Genomic DNA, 15,946 nt, shown 5'->3' with positions numbered 1-15,946 from the left:
TCTCCGCCCGGGTCGCGAAATCACGCCAATCGACTATGCTAAAAAAATTCTTGTATTAACAATGAGGTGAATTATGAGCGGTGAAATCACCCGTTACGTTGTGACGATTAAATTTCAGGAAGAGACGCTGACTGAGCTTAATGAACTCAATAATCATCTGACACGCGCCGGATTTACTCTGACGCTCACGGATGATGACGGAAAAGTCCATGAACTGGGTACCAATACATTCGGCCTGGTTAGCCCGCAAAATAGTCAGGAAATTAAGACGTTAGTTGGTGGGCTTGCGGAAACCGCTATCGACAAAGCTGTCGATATTGAGGTCATCACATTCGAGCAGTGGCTGAAAGATCAATAAATGCTGTTGCGGCATTTTAACTCCTGGTTGTGCGTTAGTTCGAGTTTTTGCACCGCATTTGTGCGCTAACCTTATGATCTGGCAGAAAACATGGGGAGAGACATCATGTGGCAAGCGATCGGTAACCTGTTAAGTGAACAACTCGGCAAAGGTGAAATCGAGCAGCGCGACGAACTGCCAGGCGGTGAAATCCACGCCGCATGGCATATTCGCTACGCAGGTCGCGATCTCTTTGTGAAATGCGATGAGCGTGAGCTACTGCCCATCTTCACGGCGGAAGCTGACCAGCTCGAACTCTTGTCTCGTAGTAAAACCGTGACAGTGCCGAAGGTCTTTGCCGTCGGTTCAGACCGCGATTACAGCTTTCTGGTGATGGAGTATCTCCCTCCCCGCCCGCTGGACGCGCACAACGCATTCTTACTAGGGCAACAAATTGCGCGACTGCACCAATGGAGCGACCAGCCGCAGTTTGGCCTCGATTTTGATAACGATCTCTCCACAACGCCGCAGCCAAATGCCTGGCAGCGGCGCTGGTCTACCTTTTTTGCCGAACAGCGTATTGGCTGGCAGCTTGAACTGGCGGCGGAAAAAGGGATGGAGTTTGGCGACATTGATGCCATTGTCGATCATGTTCAGCAACGCCTGAGCTCACATCAGCCGCAGCCGGCGTTATTACACGGCGATTTGTGGTCCAACAACTGTGCTCTGGGCCCGAACGGCCCTTATATCTTCGATCCTGCCTGCTATTGGGGTGACCGCGAATGCGATCTGGCGATGCTGCCGCTGCATCCGGAACAGCCACTGCAAATCTATGACGGCTACCAGTCTGTCGCCCCGCTGCCGGCTGATTTTCTTGAACGCCAATCGGTCTATCAACTTTATACCTTATTTAACCGGGCGATTCTGTTCGGCGGGCAACATCTGGTGATTGCGCAGAAAGCGCTGGATAACGTGCTGGCAGCGTAAATCAAAGAAGAAAGCCCCCGTATTTGGGGGCTTCTCGTCTAGTTCATTTGTACGCCTTTGAGGCGGAACTCAATGTTCATGATCAAACCGTTACCCGGCTTGCCAGCTTCGTAACGCCATTTGCGCATCGCGGCTTTCACGTCACGTTCAAACATATTCGACGGCTGCGCGGAAAGAATTTGAACATTTTCCACTCGACCATCTGCTGTCACATCAAACTTCACGCGAACTTTACCCTCGATACGCAGCGCCAGTGCGCGAGACGGATAGCTTGGCTGCGAGCGATTTAACGCCTTTGGCCCGGTTGGCGCGGTGATCGTCGGCTTGCTGGTGCCAGTCTGGTTATTGGCGACGGAACGCGCAGGTGGCGCATCGTTTGTTGTCGTCGATAATGGCCGCGTTTCTACCGGTTTCACTTCTGGCTTACGCTCTTCCACCTTTTTCACTGGCTTCGGTTTCGGCTTTGGTTTCGGCTTCGGTTTCGGTTTTTCGATAACCACTGGCGCCTCTTTTGGCGGCTCAGGAACCACTTCCGGCTCTGGCTCGGGTTCAGGCTCAGCTACGGGTTGCGGTGGCTGAACCGCCTGAGGCGGCTCGAGGTCGGAAGGCGCAACCATCGTAATGGAGATAGGCTGAGCGGGTGCGGGCAGTTCAATAACCTGATGTACCGAGGTGTAAAGCAGGCCCGCCACGACGGCACCGTGAATACCAACGGACAGCAATGTTGGCCACGGAAAGCGGCGAGGTAAATCAAGGGTCATTGAAGTCATAATCGTTACTGTTGAAAAATGATGAGAGTGATTTTAAATGCAAATAGCAATCATATTCAATAAGCCTTCTTATCTTCCGTCAAGTTTCCGCCGCTTTTGCTGAAAAAAAGCACGCCCTGCCACCCTGCTTTATCATTGTTTTAACTTTGCATTGCAGTCGTAGTCGCTTTCACTTACCGTAATTTACAGCTAACTAAAAACAGGAGCTCTGCCCGTGCTTTACGTCATTTACGCTGAAGATTACGCCGACACCCTCGAGAAACGTCTGTCCGTCCGCCCGGCTCACCTGGCGCGTCTACAATTGCTGCATGATGAAGGTCGCCTTTTAACAGCAGGCCCAATGCCTGCGGTTGATAGCAACGATCCCGGCGCTGCGGGTTTTAGCGGCTCGACGGTCATTGCCGAATTTGAATCACTGGAAGCGGCGCAATCCTGGGCACAGGACGACCCGTATGTGGCGGCGGGTGTGTATGAACGCGTGACCGTGCGCCCGTACAAGAAAGTATTCTGAAGCCAGAAAAACATCGGGCACCGCAAGCGGTGCCCTTTTGCCATTAAAGATCGTAAATGGCATACAGCAAACAGTTACGCTGTCGCCCGACCAGGCACTTTCTGATGGAGTGGATACGCATATTACGACGTGACTGCGCTTCCAGCCAACGAGCTTTGCGGCGGCTCGCCTGACGCAACATCCGCCAGCGCCCCACTTCCGGTCTACTACGCTTCATTTCTACCGCTCTTATCGAAGAAGAGAGCTCATTATACCCCCGGGAAAACGGCTTACCAGCGCTTTTCCCTCGCGTTTTTATTTGCCAGATGAATCTTGATGCGTAAACTCATAACAAACGCTTTCAAAAGGACTTTCTGACTATGACAACCTTTTACACCGTCGTGAGTTGGCTGGCTATTCTGGGGTACTGGTTGTTAATTGCAGGGGTGACGCTGCGTATTCTGATGAAACGCCGCGCGGTTCCTTCAGCAATGGCATGGTTGCTGGTGATCTACATTCTGCCGCTGGTCGGGATTATCGCTTATCTATCGGTGGGCGAGCTTCATCTCGGCAAACGCCGGGCCGAGCGCGCTCGTGCGATGTGGCCTTCCACCGCGAAATGGCTCAACGATCTAAAAGCGTGCAAACATATTTTCGCAGAAGACAACAGTCCGGTAGCCTCTTCCTTATTTAAGCTTTGCGAACGCCGCCAGGGCATTGCGGGTATGAAGGGAAACCAGCTTCAGTTGCTGACCAGCTCTGATGATGTGATGCAGGCGCTGATCCGCGATATCCAACTGGCACGCCACAATATTGAGATGGTGTTTTACATCTGGCAGCCTGGTGGCATGGCCGATCAGGTTGCGGAGTCGCTGATGGCTGCGGCGCGACGTGGTGTTCACTGCCGACTGATGCTCGATTCGGCGGGCAGCGTCACCTTCTTCCGTAGCCCATGGGCGGCAATGATGCGTAACTCCGGCATCGAAGTGGTTGAGGCGCTGAAAGTTAACCTGATGCGTGTATTCCTGCGACGCATGGATCTACGTCAGCACCGTAAAATGATCATGATCGACAACTATATTGCCTACACCGGCAGCATGAACATGGTGGATCCACGCTTCTTTAAGCAGGACTCCGGTGTTGGTCAGTGGGTTGATTTAATGGCGCGTATGGAAGGCCCGGTCGCCACCGGGATGGGGATCGTGTATTCCTGCGACTGGGAAATCGAAACGGGCAAGCGAATTCTGCCGCCACCGCCAGACACCAATATTATGCCGTTTGAAGAAGCCAGCGGGCACACGATTCATACTATTGCCTCAGGCCCCGGTTTCCCGGAAGACTTGATCCACCAGGCGCTGCTCACCGCAACCTACGCGGCGCGTGAGTACCTGATTATGACCACCCCCTACTTCGTGCCGAGCGATGATCTGCTTCATGCTATCTGTACCGCCGCACAGCGCGGTGTCGACGTCAGCATTATTCTGCCGCGCAAGAATGACTCGGTTCTTGTCGGCTGGGCCAGCCGGGCATTCTTTACCGAGCTGCTGGCGGCGGGCGTCAAAATCTATCAGTTTGAAGGCGGCCTGCTGCATACCAAAAGCGTGCTGGTCGATGGCGAGTTAAGCCTGGTGGGTACCGTCAACCTGGATATGCGCAGCCTGTGGCTTAATTTCGAAATTACGCTGGTCATCGATGATGCCGGCTTCGGTGGCGATCTCGCGGCGGTGCAGGATGATTATATCTCCCGCTCCCGCCTGCTGGACGCCCGTTTATGGGTGAAACGCCCGTTCTGGCACCGTATCGCCGAGCGACTGTTTTACTTCTTTAGCCCGTTGCTGTAAAACGTGCCCATCAGATGTTAAACAGGTAATCATCATGGATATGGATTTAAACAATCGCCTGACCGAAGACGAAACGCTCGAACAGGCTTACGATATTTTTCTCGAACTGGCGGTTGATAACCTCGATCCCGCAGATGTCATTCTGTTTAACTTACAGTTTGAAGAACGCGGCGGCGCAGAGTTATTCGATCCGTCTGAAGACTGGCAGGAACACGTTGATTTCGATTTGAACCCTGACTTTTTCGCCGAAGTGGTCATTGGCCTTGCCGATACAGACGGTGGCGACATTAACGATATCTTTGCGCGCGTACTGTTATGCCGCGAAAAAGACCATAAATTGTGCCATATTCTCTGGCGCGAATAAGATGTGTGAAGGGGCAGCCAGCGCTGCCCTTTTTTATTCTTCCGGTAGTTTCCCACCACAGGCTTTACAATATTTCGCGGCGGTTTCATGCCCACTTTGCTTACAGTCCGGGCAAATTCTTGCCAGCTGACGTTTAGCGATTTCACCGCTCATTTGCGAGGTAATAATGCCGGTCGGAATGGCGATGACGGAATAACCAATCAAAATCAGTAACGATGCTACCGCCCGTCCCGGCGCCGTATGCGGCGTGATATCACCGTAGCCTACGGTCGTGACGGTAACAATCGCCCAGTAGACCGAGGTGCTTAAGGTGGTGAAACCATTCGCCGGCCCTTCAATGCCGTACATTAATGCGCCCGCGACCACCATCACGATTGAGATAAAGGCGTAAAACAGAATTAGCTGATGACGCGATTTTACAATCGCTCCCCAAATACCATTTAATGCGGGCATCAGGCGTAACAATTTCAGAATCCGCAGCACGCGAATGACACGCATTGCTCGCCAGGCAAAAAGATAATCGATGCCAATTTGAGGCCACAGCATAATCACGTAAAACGGTAAAATGGTGGCAAGGTCGATTATCCCCCAGAGACTAAAAACATAACGCGCAGGCTGCGGCCAACTGAAGACACGCAAAATATATTCGAGGGTAAAGACCAGCGTGAAGAAGACTTCCACCCATACAAAAAGGTGCCATTCATCGTAAGTCAGGTGATAAGTGGTTCCGATGCCCGATTCAATAAAAATCACCACCACGCTTAACAGGGCAAATACCCCACAAAGTGCTTCAAAGCGCCGTGCCGAACGCCGGTTATGGTCGAACAGCGCGTGGTAAATCCGCCGACGAAAAGTTTGCATGACCAACACGTTTTAACCTCATAAGAAAAAGGGCTGACAGTTGTCAGCCCTTGCGATTATAACGGGTCTACCTTCAGGCAGGAAACCGCGTGCCGGAAGCTCCCCTCCAGCACCGGTCGGGTTTTCGCACACTCCGGCCCGGCAATTGGACAACGGGTACGGAAGACGCAGCCCGACGGAGGGTTAATTGGCGATGGCAATTCTCCCTCCAGCAACTGAATGGTTTTTTGCTTTTCCAGATCCGGGTCGGGAACCGGCACCGCCGACATCAACGCTTTGGTATAAGGATGCAGCGGATTGTGATACACCTCGTCGTAGGTGCCCAGCTCCACGGCATGCCCCAGATACATCACCAGCACGCGATCGGAAATGTGTTTCACCACCGCCAGATCGTGGGCAATAAAGATCAACGACAGACCCATTTCACGTTGCAACTGCTGTAACAGGTTCACAACCTGCGCCTGAATGGACACATCCAGCGCAGAAACGGGTTCATCACAGATAATCAGTTTCGGTTCAAGTATCAGCGCACGCGCAATGCCAATTCGCTGACACTGACCGCCGGAAAACTCATGTGGATAGCGGTTGACCAGGTTCGGCAGTAGCCCCACTTTCATCATCATCGCTTTCACCCGATCGCGCACTTCCTGGCGCGGCATTTTCGGATGATAAGTACGCAGCGGCTCGGCGATGATTTCACCGATAGTCATGCGCGGGTTGAGCGAGGCCAGCGGATCCTGGAAAATCATCTGAATATCGCTACGCACGTCGCGCCATTCATCCGCTTTCATGCCGAGCAAATCTTTACCCAGCCAGGCCACACGCCCGTCGGTGGCTTTCACCAGGCCGATAATCGCACGTGCAAAAGTGGATTTCCCGCAGCCAGATTCACCGACCACACCCAGCGTTTCCCCTTCATACAAACGCAGCGTTACGCCATCCACAGCCTTCAGGGTTTTAGCCGGTTGCCAGAACCACTGTTTGCCATCCTTAATATCAAAGTGGACTTTTAAGTCCGCGATTTCGAGCAGAATTTTTCTCTCTTCGGTGACGGCGTTCATACCAGTTCCCCCACAGGCTTATAGCAGGCGCGTAAACGACCCGGCGCAAATGTCTCCAGAGGCGGCGCGCTGCTGCAAATTTCCATTGCGTGCGGACAGCGCGGCTGGAATGGACACCCCTTCGGCAGACGAAGCAGGTTGGGTGGATTACCCGGGATGGTCAGCAACGATTCGCCTTCGGCATCAAGTCGCGGTACCGCATTGAGCAGGCCAATAGAGTAAGGATGGGCCGGATGATAGAACACATCGCGCGCGTTGCCATATTCCATGGTGCGCCCGGCGTACATCACCAATACTTTGTCACAAATACCGGCAACGACGCCGAGATCGTGGGTAATCATGATAATCGCGGTATTAAACTCACGCTTCAGCTCATTAAGCAGCGTCATGATTTGCGCCTGTACCGTGACATCCAGCGCCGTAGTAGGTTCATCGGCAATCAGCAACTTAGGCCGACACAGCAGCGCCATCGCAATCATCACGCGCTGGCGCATCCCACCAGAGAACTCATGCGGATACATCTTCATGCGTTTACGCGCTTCCGGCATTTTTACCGCATCAAGCATTTTGACCGATTCTTCAAACGCTTCAGCCTTACTCATGTTTTTATGCAGCATCAGAACTTCCATCAACTGCTCACCGACGCGCACATACGGGTTCAGCGAGGTCATCGGATCCTGGAAGATCATTGAGATTTGCTCGGCGCGCAGCTTGTTCAGAGCGTGTTCTGGCAGATTAAGGATCTCTTTCCCATTAAAGGTGGCCGAGCCGCCAATCCGCCCATTACCCGCCAGTAGCCCCATCAGCGCGAAAGCAGTTTGTGATTTACCGGAACCGGACTCACCGACGATGCCCAGTGTTTCCCCGGCGCGCAGAGTAAAGTTGAGGTCATTTACTGCCGTCACATCTCCATCAGGCGTTTTAAAGGTGACGCGCAAGTCTTTTACATCCAGCAGCAGGCCTGTTTGCGCCTGCGTTTGCGGCGCTTTAGCCGTATCAACTACGCTCATCACGGCTCTCCTTAACGGTCTTTCGGGTCGAGGGCATCACGCAGGCCATCGCCGATAAAGTTGAAACAGAACAGGGTAACCACCAGGAAACCCGCCGGGAACAGCAGCAGCCATGGAGAAACTTCCATCGAGTTGGCACCATCACTGAGCAACGCGCCCCAACTACTCAGCGGCTCCTGGGTACCCAGCCCAAGGAAACTCAGGAAAGATTCAAACAGAATCATGCTCGGCACCAGAAGCGACGCATAAACCACCACCACGCCAAGTACGTTCGGCACAATATGGCGCACCACGATGCTGGCAGTAGAAACACCGCCGACCTGCGCGGCTTCGATAAACTCTTTGCGTTTCAGGCTGAGCGTTTGCCCACGAACGATACGCGCCATATCCAGCCAGGAAACCATGCCGATAGCCACGAAAATCAACAGGATGTTCTGACCAAAGAAGGTCACCAGCAGGATAACGAAAAACATGAACGGGAAGGAGTTAAGGATTTCCAGCAGACGCATCATTACCGAGTCGACTTTGCCGCCGAGGTAACCGGACAGCGATCCGTAAAGCGTGCCGACAATCACCGCCACCAGCGCTGCGGCAATCCCGACCATCAGCGAGATGCGCCCGCCGATTGCCACACGCACCAGCAAGTCACGCCCGGAGGAGTCAGTCCCAAAATAGTGACCGGATTCCCTATCTGGCGCGCTCGACATCATTCCCCAGTCCGTATCAAAATAGGAGAACTGCGACAGCATCGGCGCCAGGGTCACGAACAGGGCTATCAGCACTAATACCACCAGGCTGGCAACCGCCGCGCGGTTATGCATAAAGCGACGGCGCGCATCCTGCCACAGGCTGCGACCTTCAACATCCAGTTGTTCACTGAAGTTCTCCAGCGCCTCGCTATTTTTCTTACTCAATATCATGGCGAACTCCAGACTCAGTAACGGATTTTAGGGTCAATCACGGCGTAGAGGACATCCACTACCGCGTTAAACAGAATAGTCAACGCCCCGACCAGAATGGTCAGGCTCAGTACCAGCGAGTAATCGCGGTTCAGTGCGCCGTTGACAAACAGTTGCCCAATACCCGGCAGGCCATAGATGGTTTCGATAACCATTGAACCGGTGATGATGCCGACAAACGCGGGCCCCATATAGGAGAGTACCGGCAGCAACGCAGGCTTTAAGGCGTGACGGAAAATAATCCGCCGCATCGGCAGGCCTTTCGCGCGCGCGGTGCGGATAAAGTTGGAGTGCAGCACCTCAATCATCGAGCCGCGGGTGATACGCGCAATACTGGCAATATAGGCCAGCGACAGCGCCACCATCGGCAGGATCATAAATTTCAGCGCCCCGCCGTTCCAGCCTCCGCCGGGAAGCCATTTCAGCGTAATGGCGAAGATCATCACCAGCAGCGGCGCGACGACAAAGCTGGGGATCACCACCCCGGTCATCGCGATACCCATTACCGAATAGTCCCATTTGGTATTTTGTTTAAGCGCCGCAATTACGCCCGCAGTCACACCCAATACCACCGCCAGAATAAAGGCGGCCGCCCCCAGTTTCGCCGATACCGGGAAGCTGCTCGCCACCAGATCGTTAACCGAATAATCTTTATATTTAAAAGAAGGCCCGAAATCGCCGTGCGCCAGTTGCTTCAGGTAACTGAAGTATTGCGTGGTGATGGGATCGTTTAAGTGGTATTTCGCTTCAATGTTCGCCATGACTTCTGGCGGTAAGGTGCGCTCACCGGTGAAAGGACTTCCCGGTGCAAGGCGCATCATAAAGAATGAAATGGTAATAAGAATAAATAGCGTCGGAATCGCTTCCAGACAGCGACGAAGTATAAATTTCAACATTGCCCGTACCTTTTGGCCAGTGCCTTCAATAATGCGATAAGCGAGACACCGTGAGACAGGCCGGGCCTGCCTCACGTATTGCCATTAGTGCTTCACAATGTACATATTTTTAGTATACGTATTATCCATTGGGTCTTTGCCGGTATATCCGCCAACCCACGGTTTCACCAGACGGGCGTTCACGTAGTAATAAACCGGAACAATCGCGCTGTCTTTATCCAGCTGCTGTTCTGCTTTATCGTACAGCGCCGTACGCTGCGCCTCGTCGGTCACTTTCAGCGTTTCCGCCATAATGCTGTCGAATGCCGGGCTCTTATAGTGCGGGGTATTCATCGAGCTATTAGAAAGCATCATATTCAGGAAGGATGTCGGTTCGTTATAATCGGCACACCAGCCAGCACGCGCAACATCAAAGGTTCCCTGATGACGTGTATCGAGGAAGGTTTTCCACTCCTGGTTGACCAGTTTAACATTCACGCCGATATTTTTCTTCCAGATTGAAGAGGCGGCAATCGCCAGTTTTTTATGCAGATCGGACGTGTTGTACAGCAAATTAATGGTTAATGGTTTATCGGCGGTATAACCCGCTTCCGCCAGCAGTTTTTTCGCTTCTTCGTTACGTTTATCCTGGCTCCAGCTAAACCACTCTGGCTGCGTTAATTTCGCGCCATCGGTATAAGGCGGTGTGAAGCCAAATGCCGGTTTATCCCCCTGGGCTTTCACTTTATTGACGATAATGTCACGATCCATACCCAGTTTCAGCGCGGTACGCACGCGAACATCGGTAAATGGTGCACGTTGGTTATTAATTTCGTAGTAGTAGGTGCACAGATATGGGTCAACGTGAACTTCGTCAGGGATCTCTTTTTTCAGTTTCTGGAACAGTTCAATCGGCATGTTGTTATACGTCATGTCGATTTCACCGCTGCGGTAGCGGTTAACGTCGGTCACTTCAGAAGAAATCGGCAGGTAGGTTACCTGGTTAATAACGGTTTTGCCGTTATCCCAGTAAGTAGGGCTACGTTCAAGAACAATACGCTCGTTGACCACCCAGTCTTTTAATTTATACGCGCCGTTGGTCACGATGTTCGCAGGCTGGGTCCATTTTTCACCAAATTTCTCGATAGCGGCTTTAGGCACTGGAGAGGTTGACGGGTGAACCAGCAGTTTATAGAAGTAGGGAACGGGTTCACTTAAGGTGACTTCTAAAGTGTGATCATCAACGGCTTTCACGCCGAGGTCGGTAATCGGCTTTTTCCCTTCAAGGATGCCATCAATATTGGCGATATGGCCATATTGCAGGTAGCTGGCGTACGGTGATGCCGTTTTCGGGTCAACCGAGCGCTGCCAGCTATAGACGAAATCTTGTGCGGTAACCGGAGAGCCGTCAGACCATTTCGCATCTTTACGCAGATGGAAAGTCCAGACTTTAAAGTCTTTGTTATCCCAGGACTCAGCCACACCCGGAGAGGGATGACCGTCGAGGTCGCTGACCAACAGGCCTTCAAAGAGATCGCGGCTGATATTGGATTCCGGAACACCCTCAATTTTGTGCGGATCGAGAGACTGCACTTCAGAGCCGTTATTACGCACCAGCGTCTGTTTTTCTGCCAACTGAACGCCCGCGGGTACATCAGCAGCCATTGCTGCATTCCCTGCCAATAGCGCCGTGAAAATTCCTGCAGCGATTACGCTTTTCTTCGTGATGATGGACATTGTGTTGATACTCCGCTCATTATAATTACTGGAACTTGCCAGCCTGTTATCCCCTTTGGGGTCTCTGTACAGCGCAGGAGCTTTTGCGGCTGCCAGTTTTTTTACTGCTTGCTATCACCGACTTTTTTATTACGGCCGCTCTTTGGCAGCCTGACGTCGATTCATTCCAGGTGTCTCCCCTGTCGAGCCACCTGATTTATTTCTTCATTACCCGCGACGACATAAGGCCGGAAAGTACCAAATGCCCTTCTTCGCCGCCAATATAATTTGCAAATTTGTTAAGCAATTCTCTTTTCATCGACAGTCGAACGTTTCCCTTGATATCCAGGAGCATTCGCACGCAAAGAAAAATTGTTATTTTTCATAAAGATGAAATAAAACCCACAACCATTGACGAATCGATCGCCTCTTTGCTTGTTTTATATACAAATAATTAACATTTGTTCACTATTTAGTACATTAATCTGCCAGAGGGTCAAAATTACTAATATCATTTCGATTATCAGACAGCAAGCGTAACAGTATAGTGTGAGAGAAATAACATAAGGGATGGCAGTGCACGACGGAAGGGATAGCGCTAACGCAATGATATTATTTAATTTTATCTGTCATCACTAAGACTTATCATTCATAGCATTAGCACGTTATTCGATAGGATTTGCGAATAATGAAGCAACCGACAGAGGCTACCGCTCTGTCGGCTGGGAAAGATTGTCAGCTTACCAGCCCTGGGAAAATGGCTTTTATTCCGGTCACAATAAATTCTATCCCCAGCGCCATCAGCAGCAGCCCCATGATACGGGTGATGACGTTGATGCCGGTCTGCCCTAGCAAACGCACAAGCCAGGGCGCGATGCGAAAGAGCCCCCAACAGCAGAAGGCAAACAGCGCAATGGCGAGCGTAAATCCGACAAGATAAGGAAGCGTATGAAAGCGCGTCCCCCACACAATGGTGGAGCTGATTGCCCCAGGCCCCGCCATCAGCGGCAGTGCTAATGGCACCACACCCACGCTCTCACGAATCGCCGTCTCTGATTTTTCCTGTTTGTTCTGCTTATCTTCGCCAAGTTTCCCGCTGATCATCGACATCGCGATAGTGACCACCAGGATCCCGCCCGCGATGCGGAAAGAGTCGATGGAAATCCCGAACAGTTGCAGAATGCCGTCGCCCAGAAACAGCGAGGTCCACAGAATAATAGCGACGGAGAGGTTCGCCGTCATATTGGTCTTATTACGCGCCGCTGCCGTCTGGTAGCTCGTCATACTAATGAACACGGGGATGATCCCCACCGGGTTTACCAGCGCGAATAAGCCAATAAAAAACTTCACAAAAATCGGAAAATCAAACAGAGCCTGAGTCACGTGAACTCCGAAACACCATAAAAAGTGGTAGTTGACGAAAAATGAATACAAAAACTCTGCAGAAGATACGCTGTTTGGCGGCATACTTCACCAGAATTCTGCAAAAATCGCGGAAATACAGAATGTTATATATTGATTTAAATTATGCTAATGTTCACCTCAATCATCACAACTCATGATTAACAATTTACAATCTTTACTAAAATGGGGCTGCTGAAAGGTGTCAGCTTGGCGTATTTTTGACGCCGATCACATATTTCATACTCAGAAGTGAGTAATCTTGATTACGCCGACAGATTTCAGGGAGATTCTCTGAAAGCCATCGGGCAACGCTCTTTGAGTTCGAAGCTCTTTTAGTAAATCAGTGAGTCGGGAACGGGTTGTGGATTGTTCCTTTATGGCCTAAGCAAGCTGGTAGCGCTCTGTCTATACTGACTTGTCGAGCAGATGATTTACTAAAAAAGTTTAACATTATCAGGAGAGCATTATGGCTGTTACTAATGTCGCTGAACTTAACGCACTCGTCGAGCGCGTAAAAAAAGCCCAGCGTGAATATGCCAGTTTCACTCAAGAACAAGTCGACAAAATCTTCCGCGCTGCCGCTCTGGCTGCCGCAGATGCTCGAATTCCTCTCGCAAAAATGGCTGTTGCCGAATCCGGCATGGGTATTGTTGAAGATAAAGTGATCAAAAACCACTTTGCTTCTGAATACATCTATAACGCCTATAAAGATGAAAAAACCTGTGGCGTCCTCTCTGAAGACGACACCTTCGGTACCATCACCATCGCTGAACCTATCGGCATTATCTGTGGTATCGTCCCGACTACCAACCCGACTTCAACCGCTATCTTTAAATCACTGATCAGCCTGAAGACGCGTAACGCTATCATCTTCTCTCCGCATCCGCGTGCTAAAGATGCTACCAACAAAGCAGCAGACATCGTCCTGCAGGCAGCCATCGCTGCTGGCGCGCCGAAAGATCTGATCGGCTGGATTGACCAACCGTCTGTTGAACTGTCTAACGCCCTGATGCATCACCCGGACATCAACCTGATCCTCGCGACCGGTGGTCCTGGCATGGTTAAAGCTGCATACAGCTCCGGTAAACCAGCCATCGGCGTTGGCGCAGGTAACACCCCGGTTGTTATCGACGAAACCGCTGATATCAAACGTGCTGTTGCATCCGTACTGATGTCTAAAACCTTCGACAACGGCGTTATCTGTGCGTCTGAACAGTCTGTGGTTGTGGTTGACTCCGTATACGACGCCGTTCGTGAACGTTTCGCCAGCCACGGCGGCTACATGCTGCAGGGCAAAGAGCTGAAAGCTGTTCAGGACATCATCCTGAAAAATGGCGCGCTGAACGCGGCTATCGTCGGTCAGCCTGCGGCTAAAATTGCAGAACTGGCAGGCTTCACCGTGCCGGCAACGACCAAGATTCTGATTGGTGAAGTGACCGTCGTCGACGAAAGCGAACCGTTTGCACACGAAAAACTGTCTCCGACACTGGCTATGTATCGCGCCAAAGATTTTGAAGACGCGGTACAGAAAGCAGAAAAACTGGTTGCAATGGGCGGTATCGGTCACACCTCTTGCCTGTACACCGACCAGGACAACCAGCCAGAACGCGTCGCTTACTTCGGTCAGATGATGAAAACCGCGCGTATCCTGATCAACACCCCGGCTTCTCAGGGTGGTATCGGTGACCTGTATAACTTCAAACTCGCGCCTTCCCTGACTCTGGGTTGTGGTTCATGGGGTGGTAACTCCATCTCTGAAAACGTTGGTCCTAAACACCTGATCAACAAGAAAACCGTTGCTAAGCGAGCTGAAAACATGTTGTGGCACAAACTTCCGAAATCTATCTACTTCCGCCGTGGCTCACTGCCAATCGCGCTGGATGAAGTGATTACTGATGGCCACAAACGTGCGCTCATCGTGACTGACCGCTTCCTGTTCAATAACGGCTATGCAGACCAGATCACTTCTGTTCTGAAAGCGGCTGGCGTTGAAGTTGAAGTGTTCTTTGAAGTTGAAGCAGACCCAACCCTGACCGTTGTTCGTAAAGGTGCAGAGCTGGCGAACTCATTCAAACCAGACGTGATTATCGCCCTGGGCGGCGGCTCCCCGATGGATGCTGCGAAAATCATGTGGGTTATGTACGAGCACCCGGAAACTCACTTCGAAGAGCTGGCGCTGCGCTTTATGGACATCCGTAAACGTATCTACAAGTTCCCGAAAATGGGCGTGAAAGCGAAAATGATCGCCGTCACCACCACTTCCGGTACCGGTTCTGAAGTTACGCCGTTTGCAGTTGTAACCGACGACGCAACCGGCCAGAAATATCCGCTGGCAGACTACGCGCTGACTCCGGATATGGCGATTGTCGATGCCAACCTGGTTATGGACATGCCGAAATCCCTGTGTGCTTTCGGTGGTCTGGATGCGGTCACTCACGCGCTGGAAGCTTATGTTTCCGTTCTGGCGTCTGAGTTCTCCGATGGTCAGGCTCTGCAGGCGCTGAAACTGTTGAAAGAAAACCTGCCAGCGTCCTACCACGAAGGGTCTAAAAACCCGGTAGCACGTGAGCGCGTTCACAGTGCAGCAACCATCGCCGGTATCGCGTTTGCGAACGCCTTCCTGGGTGTATGTCACTCCATGGCGCACAAACTGGGCTCTCAGTTCCACATTCCTCACGGTCTGGCGAACGCCCTGTTGATCAGCAACGTTATTCGCTACAACGCGAACGACAACCCGACCAAACAGACTGCATTCAGCCAGTACGACCGTCCGCAGGCACGTCGTCGTTACGCTGAAATCGCTGACCACCTGGGTCTGACTGCACCGGGCGATCGTACTGCGGCGAAGATTGAGAAACTGCTGGCCTGGCTGGAAAGCCTGAAAGCGGAACTGGGTATTCCTAAATCCATCCGTGAGGCTGGCGTTCAGGAAGCGGACTTCCTGGCACACGTTGACAAACTCTCTGAAGATGCGTTTGACGACCAGTGCACCGGCGCTAACCCGCGTTATCCGCTGATTTCTGAACTGAAACAAATCCTGCTGGATACCTTCTACGGACGTGAGTACCACGAAGGCGAAGTTGAAGTGAAGAAAGAAGCAGTAGCAGCAAAAGCTGAGAAAAAAGCGAAAAAATCCGCTTAATCAGCCCCTGAGCTAACGCTCTGATAAAAAGCTCCATCTCAGGATGGAGCTTTTTTTTGTCTCGTTTTCACTCATGCGACTACGTCAAGTCAGGTTTATGTCGTACCAGGGAAGGAGCCCCCACTCACG

General features: G+C 51.8%; 15 protein-coding genes. 6 read left to right on the top strand and 9 right to left on the bottom strand.

The genetic code is table 11. The annotated features are described in order from the left end of the window. Nucleotides 1-73 precede the first annotated feature (73 nt). Nucleotides 74-358 carry a type V toxin-antitoxin system endoribonuclease antitoxin GhoS gene (ghoS, locus tag ACOXYR_RS09125; protein WP_113857013.1) on the top strand — a complete coding sequence of 95 codons (285 nt, stop codon included), beginning with the start codon at nucleotides 74-76 and terminating at the stop codon, nucleotides 356-358. Nucleotides 359-463: 105 nt separating this feature from the next. Beyond that, nucleotides 464-1,324, top strand: a complete 861-nt coding sequence (locus ACOXYR_RS09120) for a fructosamine kinase family protein (RefSeq protein WP_421356200.1) — start codon at nucleotides 464-466, stop codon at nucleotides 1,322-1,324. 38 nt (nucleotides 1,325-1,362) lie between these two features. Here ACOXYR_RS09120 and tonB read toward each other — a convergent pair whose 3' ends face one another. After that, nucleotides 1,363-2,085 (bottom strand): TonB system transport protein TonB, encoded by a 723-nt coding sequence (gene tonB, locus ACOXYR_RS09115; RefSeq protein ID WP_108476857.1) that lies wholly within the window; start codon nucleotides 2,083-2,085, stop codon nucleotides 1,363-1,365. A gap of 223 nt (nucleotides 2,086-2,308) precedes the next feature. Between tonB and ACOXYR_RS09110 the strand changes: the two genes are divergently transcribed. Continuing rightward, on the top strand, nucleotides 2,309-2,605 hold the full coding sequence (locus ACOXYR_RS09110; RefSeq protein ID WP_015964170.1) for a YciI family protein: 297 nt from the start codon (nucleotides 2,309-2,311) through the stop codon (nucleotides 2,603-2,605). A 43-nt stretch (nucleotides 2,606-2,648) separates the two neighbouring features. Here ACOXYR_RS09110 and ACOXYR_RS09105 read toward each other — a convergent pair whose 3' ends face one another. After that, nucleotides 2,649-2,822 (bottom strand): YciY family protein, encoded by a 174-nt coding sequence (locus tag ACOXYR_RS09105; RefSeq protein ID WP_146745496.1) that lies wholly within the window; start codon nucleotides 2,820-2,822, stop codon nucleotides 2,649-2,651. Between the two features lie 142 nt (nucleotides 2,823-2,964). Here ACOXYR_RS09105 and cls point away from each other — a divergent pair, with 142 nt between their 5' ends. Further along, a complete protein-coding gene (gene cls / locus ACOXYR_RS09100) occupies nucleotides 2,965-4,425 on the top strand; it encodes a cardiolipin synthase (RefSeq protein ID WP_108476858.1) in 1,461 nt (486 codons plus the stop codon). A gap of 34 nt (nucleotides 4,426-4,459) precedes the next feature. After that, entirely contained in the window at nucleotides 4,460-4,789 is a 330-nt protein-coding gene (locus ACOXYR_RS09095) for an HI1450 family dsDNA-mimic protein (protein WP_108476859.1), read from the top strand. A gap of 33 nt (nucleotides 4,790-4,822) precedes the next feature. Here ACOXYR_RS09095 and ACOXYR_RS09090 read toward each other — a convergent pair whose 3' ends face one another. The 7 genes from ACOXYR_RS09090 to ACOXYR_RS09060 all read right to left on the bottom strand — a co-directional run bounded on the left by ACOXYR_RS09090 (nucleotide 4,823) and on the right by ACOXYR_RS09060 (nucleotide 12,654). Next, complete coding sequence (locus ACOXYR_RS09090) at nucleotides 4,823-5,650, bottom strand: ion transporter (protein ID WP_108476860.1); 828 nt, start codon at nucleotides 5,648-5,650, stop codon at nucleotides 4,823-4,825. Between the two features lie 56 nt (nucleotides 5,651-5,706). Further along, entirely contained in the window at nucleotides 5,707-6,711 is a 1,005-nt protein-coding gene (gene oppF / locus ACOXYR_RS09085) for a murein tripeptide/oligopeptide ABC transporter ATP-binding protein OppF (protein WP_108476861.1), read from the bottom strand. After that, the gene (oppD, locus tag ACOXYR_RS09080; RefSeq protein ID WP_421356201.1) at nucleotides 6,708-7,721 is read right to left on the bottom strand and encodes an ABC transporter ATP-binding protein; all 1,014 of its coding nucleotides are present in this window, start codon (nucleotides 7,719-7,721) and stop codon (nucleotides 6,708-6,710) included. The genes oppF and oppD overlap by 4 nt, the downstream gene beginning before the upstream one ends. 11 nt (nucleotides 7,722-7,732) lie before the next feature. Then, on the bottom strand, nucleotides 7,733-8,641 hold the full coding sequence (gene oppC, locus ACOXYR_RS09075; RefSeq protein ID WP_108476863.1) for an oligopeptide ABC transporter permease OppC: 909 nt from the start codon (nucleotides 8,639-8,641) through the stop codon (nucleotides 7,733-7,735). Nucleotides 8,642-8,655: 14 nt separating this feature from the next. Then, nucleotides 8,656-9,576 (bottom strand): oligopeptide ABC transporter permease OppB, encoded by a 921-nt coding sequence (gene oppB, locus ACOXYR_RS09070; RefSeq protein ID WP_108476864.1) that lies wholly within the window; start codon nucleotides 9,574-9,576, stop codon nucleotides 8,656-8,658. An 84-nt stretch (nucleotides 9,577-9,660) separates the two neighbouring features. Beyond that, a complete protein-coding gene (gene oppA / locus ACOXYR_RS09065; RefSeq protein WP_108476865.1) occupies nucleotides 9,661-11,292 on the bottom strand; it encodes an oligopeptide ABC transporter substrate-binding protein OppA in 1,632 nt (543 codons plus the stop codon). A 714-nt stretch (nucleotides 11,293-12,006) separates the two neighbouring features. Continuing rightward, the gene (locus tag ACOXYR_RS09060) at nucleotides 12,007-12,654 is read right to left on the bottom strand and encodes a YchE family NAAT transporter (protein ID WP_108476877.1); all 648 of its coding nucleotides are present in this window, start codon (nucleotides 12,652-12,654) and stop codon (nucleotides 12,007-12,009) included. A gap of 487 nt (nucleotides 12,655-13,141) precedes the next feature. Between ACOXYR_RS09060 and adhE the strand changes: the two genes are divergently transcribed. Continuing rightward, nucleotides 13,142-15,817: a bifunctional acetaldehyde-CoA/alcohol dehydrogenase gene (adhE, locus tag ACOXYR_RS09055; RefSeq protein ID WP_113857018.1), complete on the top strand. Its 2,676-nt coding sequence runs from the start codon at nucleotides 13,142-13,144 to the stop codon at nucleotides 15,815-15,817. Nucleotides 15,818-15,946 lie beyond the last annotated feature (129 nt).

Origin of the sequence: Pseudocitrobacter faecalis (assembly GCF_965231525.1) — a bacterium.
GTDB lineage: Bacteria > Pseudomonadota > Gammaproteobacteria > Enterobacterales > Enterobacteriaceae > Pseudocitrobacter > Pseudocitrobacter faecalis.
Note: the sequence above shows the minus strand (reverse complement) of the source record. Positions and strands in the feature narration are given on the sequence as shown.

What these genes read in the sequence shown, in the direction of transcription:
- ghoS (WP_113857013.1), top strand. Translation starts at nt 74, where the DNA reads ATGAGCGGTGAAATCACCCGTTACGTTGTGACGATTAAATTTCAGGAA.
- ACOXYR_RS09120 (WP_421356200.1), top strand. Translation starts at nt 464, where the DNA reads ATGTGGCAAGCGATCGGTAACCTGTTAAGTGAACAACTCGGCAAAGGT.
- tonB (WP_108476857.1), bottom strand. Translation starts at nt 2,085, where the DNA reads ATGACCCTTGATTTACCTCGCCGCTTTCCGTGGCCAACATTGCTGTCC.
- ACOXYR_RS09105 (WP_146745496.1), bottom strand. Translation starts at nt 2,822, where the DNA reads ATGAAGCGTAGTAGACCGGAAGTGGGGCGCTGGCGGATGTTGCGTCAG.
- cls (WP_108476858.1), top strand. Translation starts at nt 2,965, where the DNA reads ATGACAACCTTTTACACCGTCGTGAGTTGGCTGGCTATTCTGGGGTAC.
- ACOXYR_RS09095 (WP_108476859.1), top strand. Translation starts at nt 4,460, where the DNA reads ATGGATATGGATTTAAACAATCGCCTGACCGAAGACGAAACGCTCGAA.
- ACOXYR_RS09090 (WP_108476860.1), bottom strand. Translation starts at nt 5,650, where the DNA reads ATGCAAACTTTTCGTCGGCGGATTTACCACGCGCTGTTCGACCATAAC.
- oppF (WP_108476861.1), bottom strand. Translation starts at nt 6,711, where the DNA reads ATGAACGCCGTCACCGAAGAGAGAAAAATTCTGCTCGAAATCGCGGAC.
- oppD (WP_421356201.1), bottom strand. Translation starts at nt 7,721, where the DNA reads ATGAGCGTAGTTGATACGGCTAAAGCGCCGCAAACGCAGGCGCAAACA.
- oppC (WP_108476863.1), bottom strand. Translation starts at nt 8,641, where the DNA reads ATGATATTGAGTAAGAAAAATAGCGAGGCGCTGGAGAACTTCAGTGAA.
- oppB (WP_108476864.1), bottom strand. Translation starts at nt 9,576, where the DNA reads ATGTTGAAATTTATACTTCGTCGCTGTCTGGAAGCGATTCCGACGCTA.
- oppA (WP_108476865.1), bottom strand. Translation starts at nt 11,292, where the DNA reads ATGTCCATCATCACGAAGAAAAGCGTAATCGCTGCAGGAATTTTCACG.
- adhE (WP_113857018.1), top strand. Translation starts at nt 13,142, where the DNA reads ATGGCTGTTACTAATGTCGCTGAACTTAACGCACTCGTCGAGCGCGTA.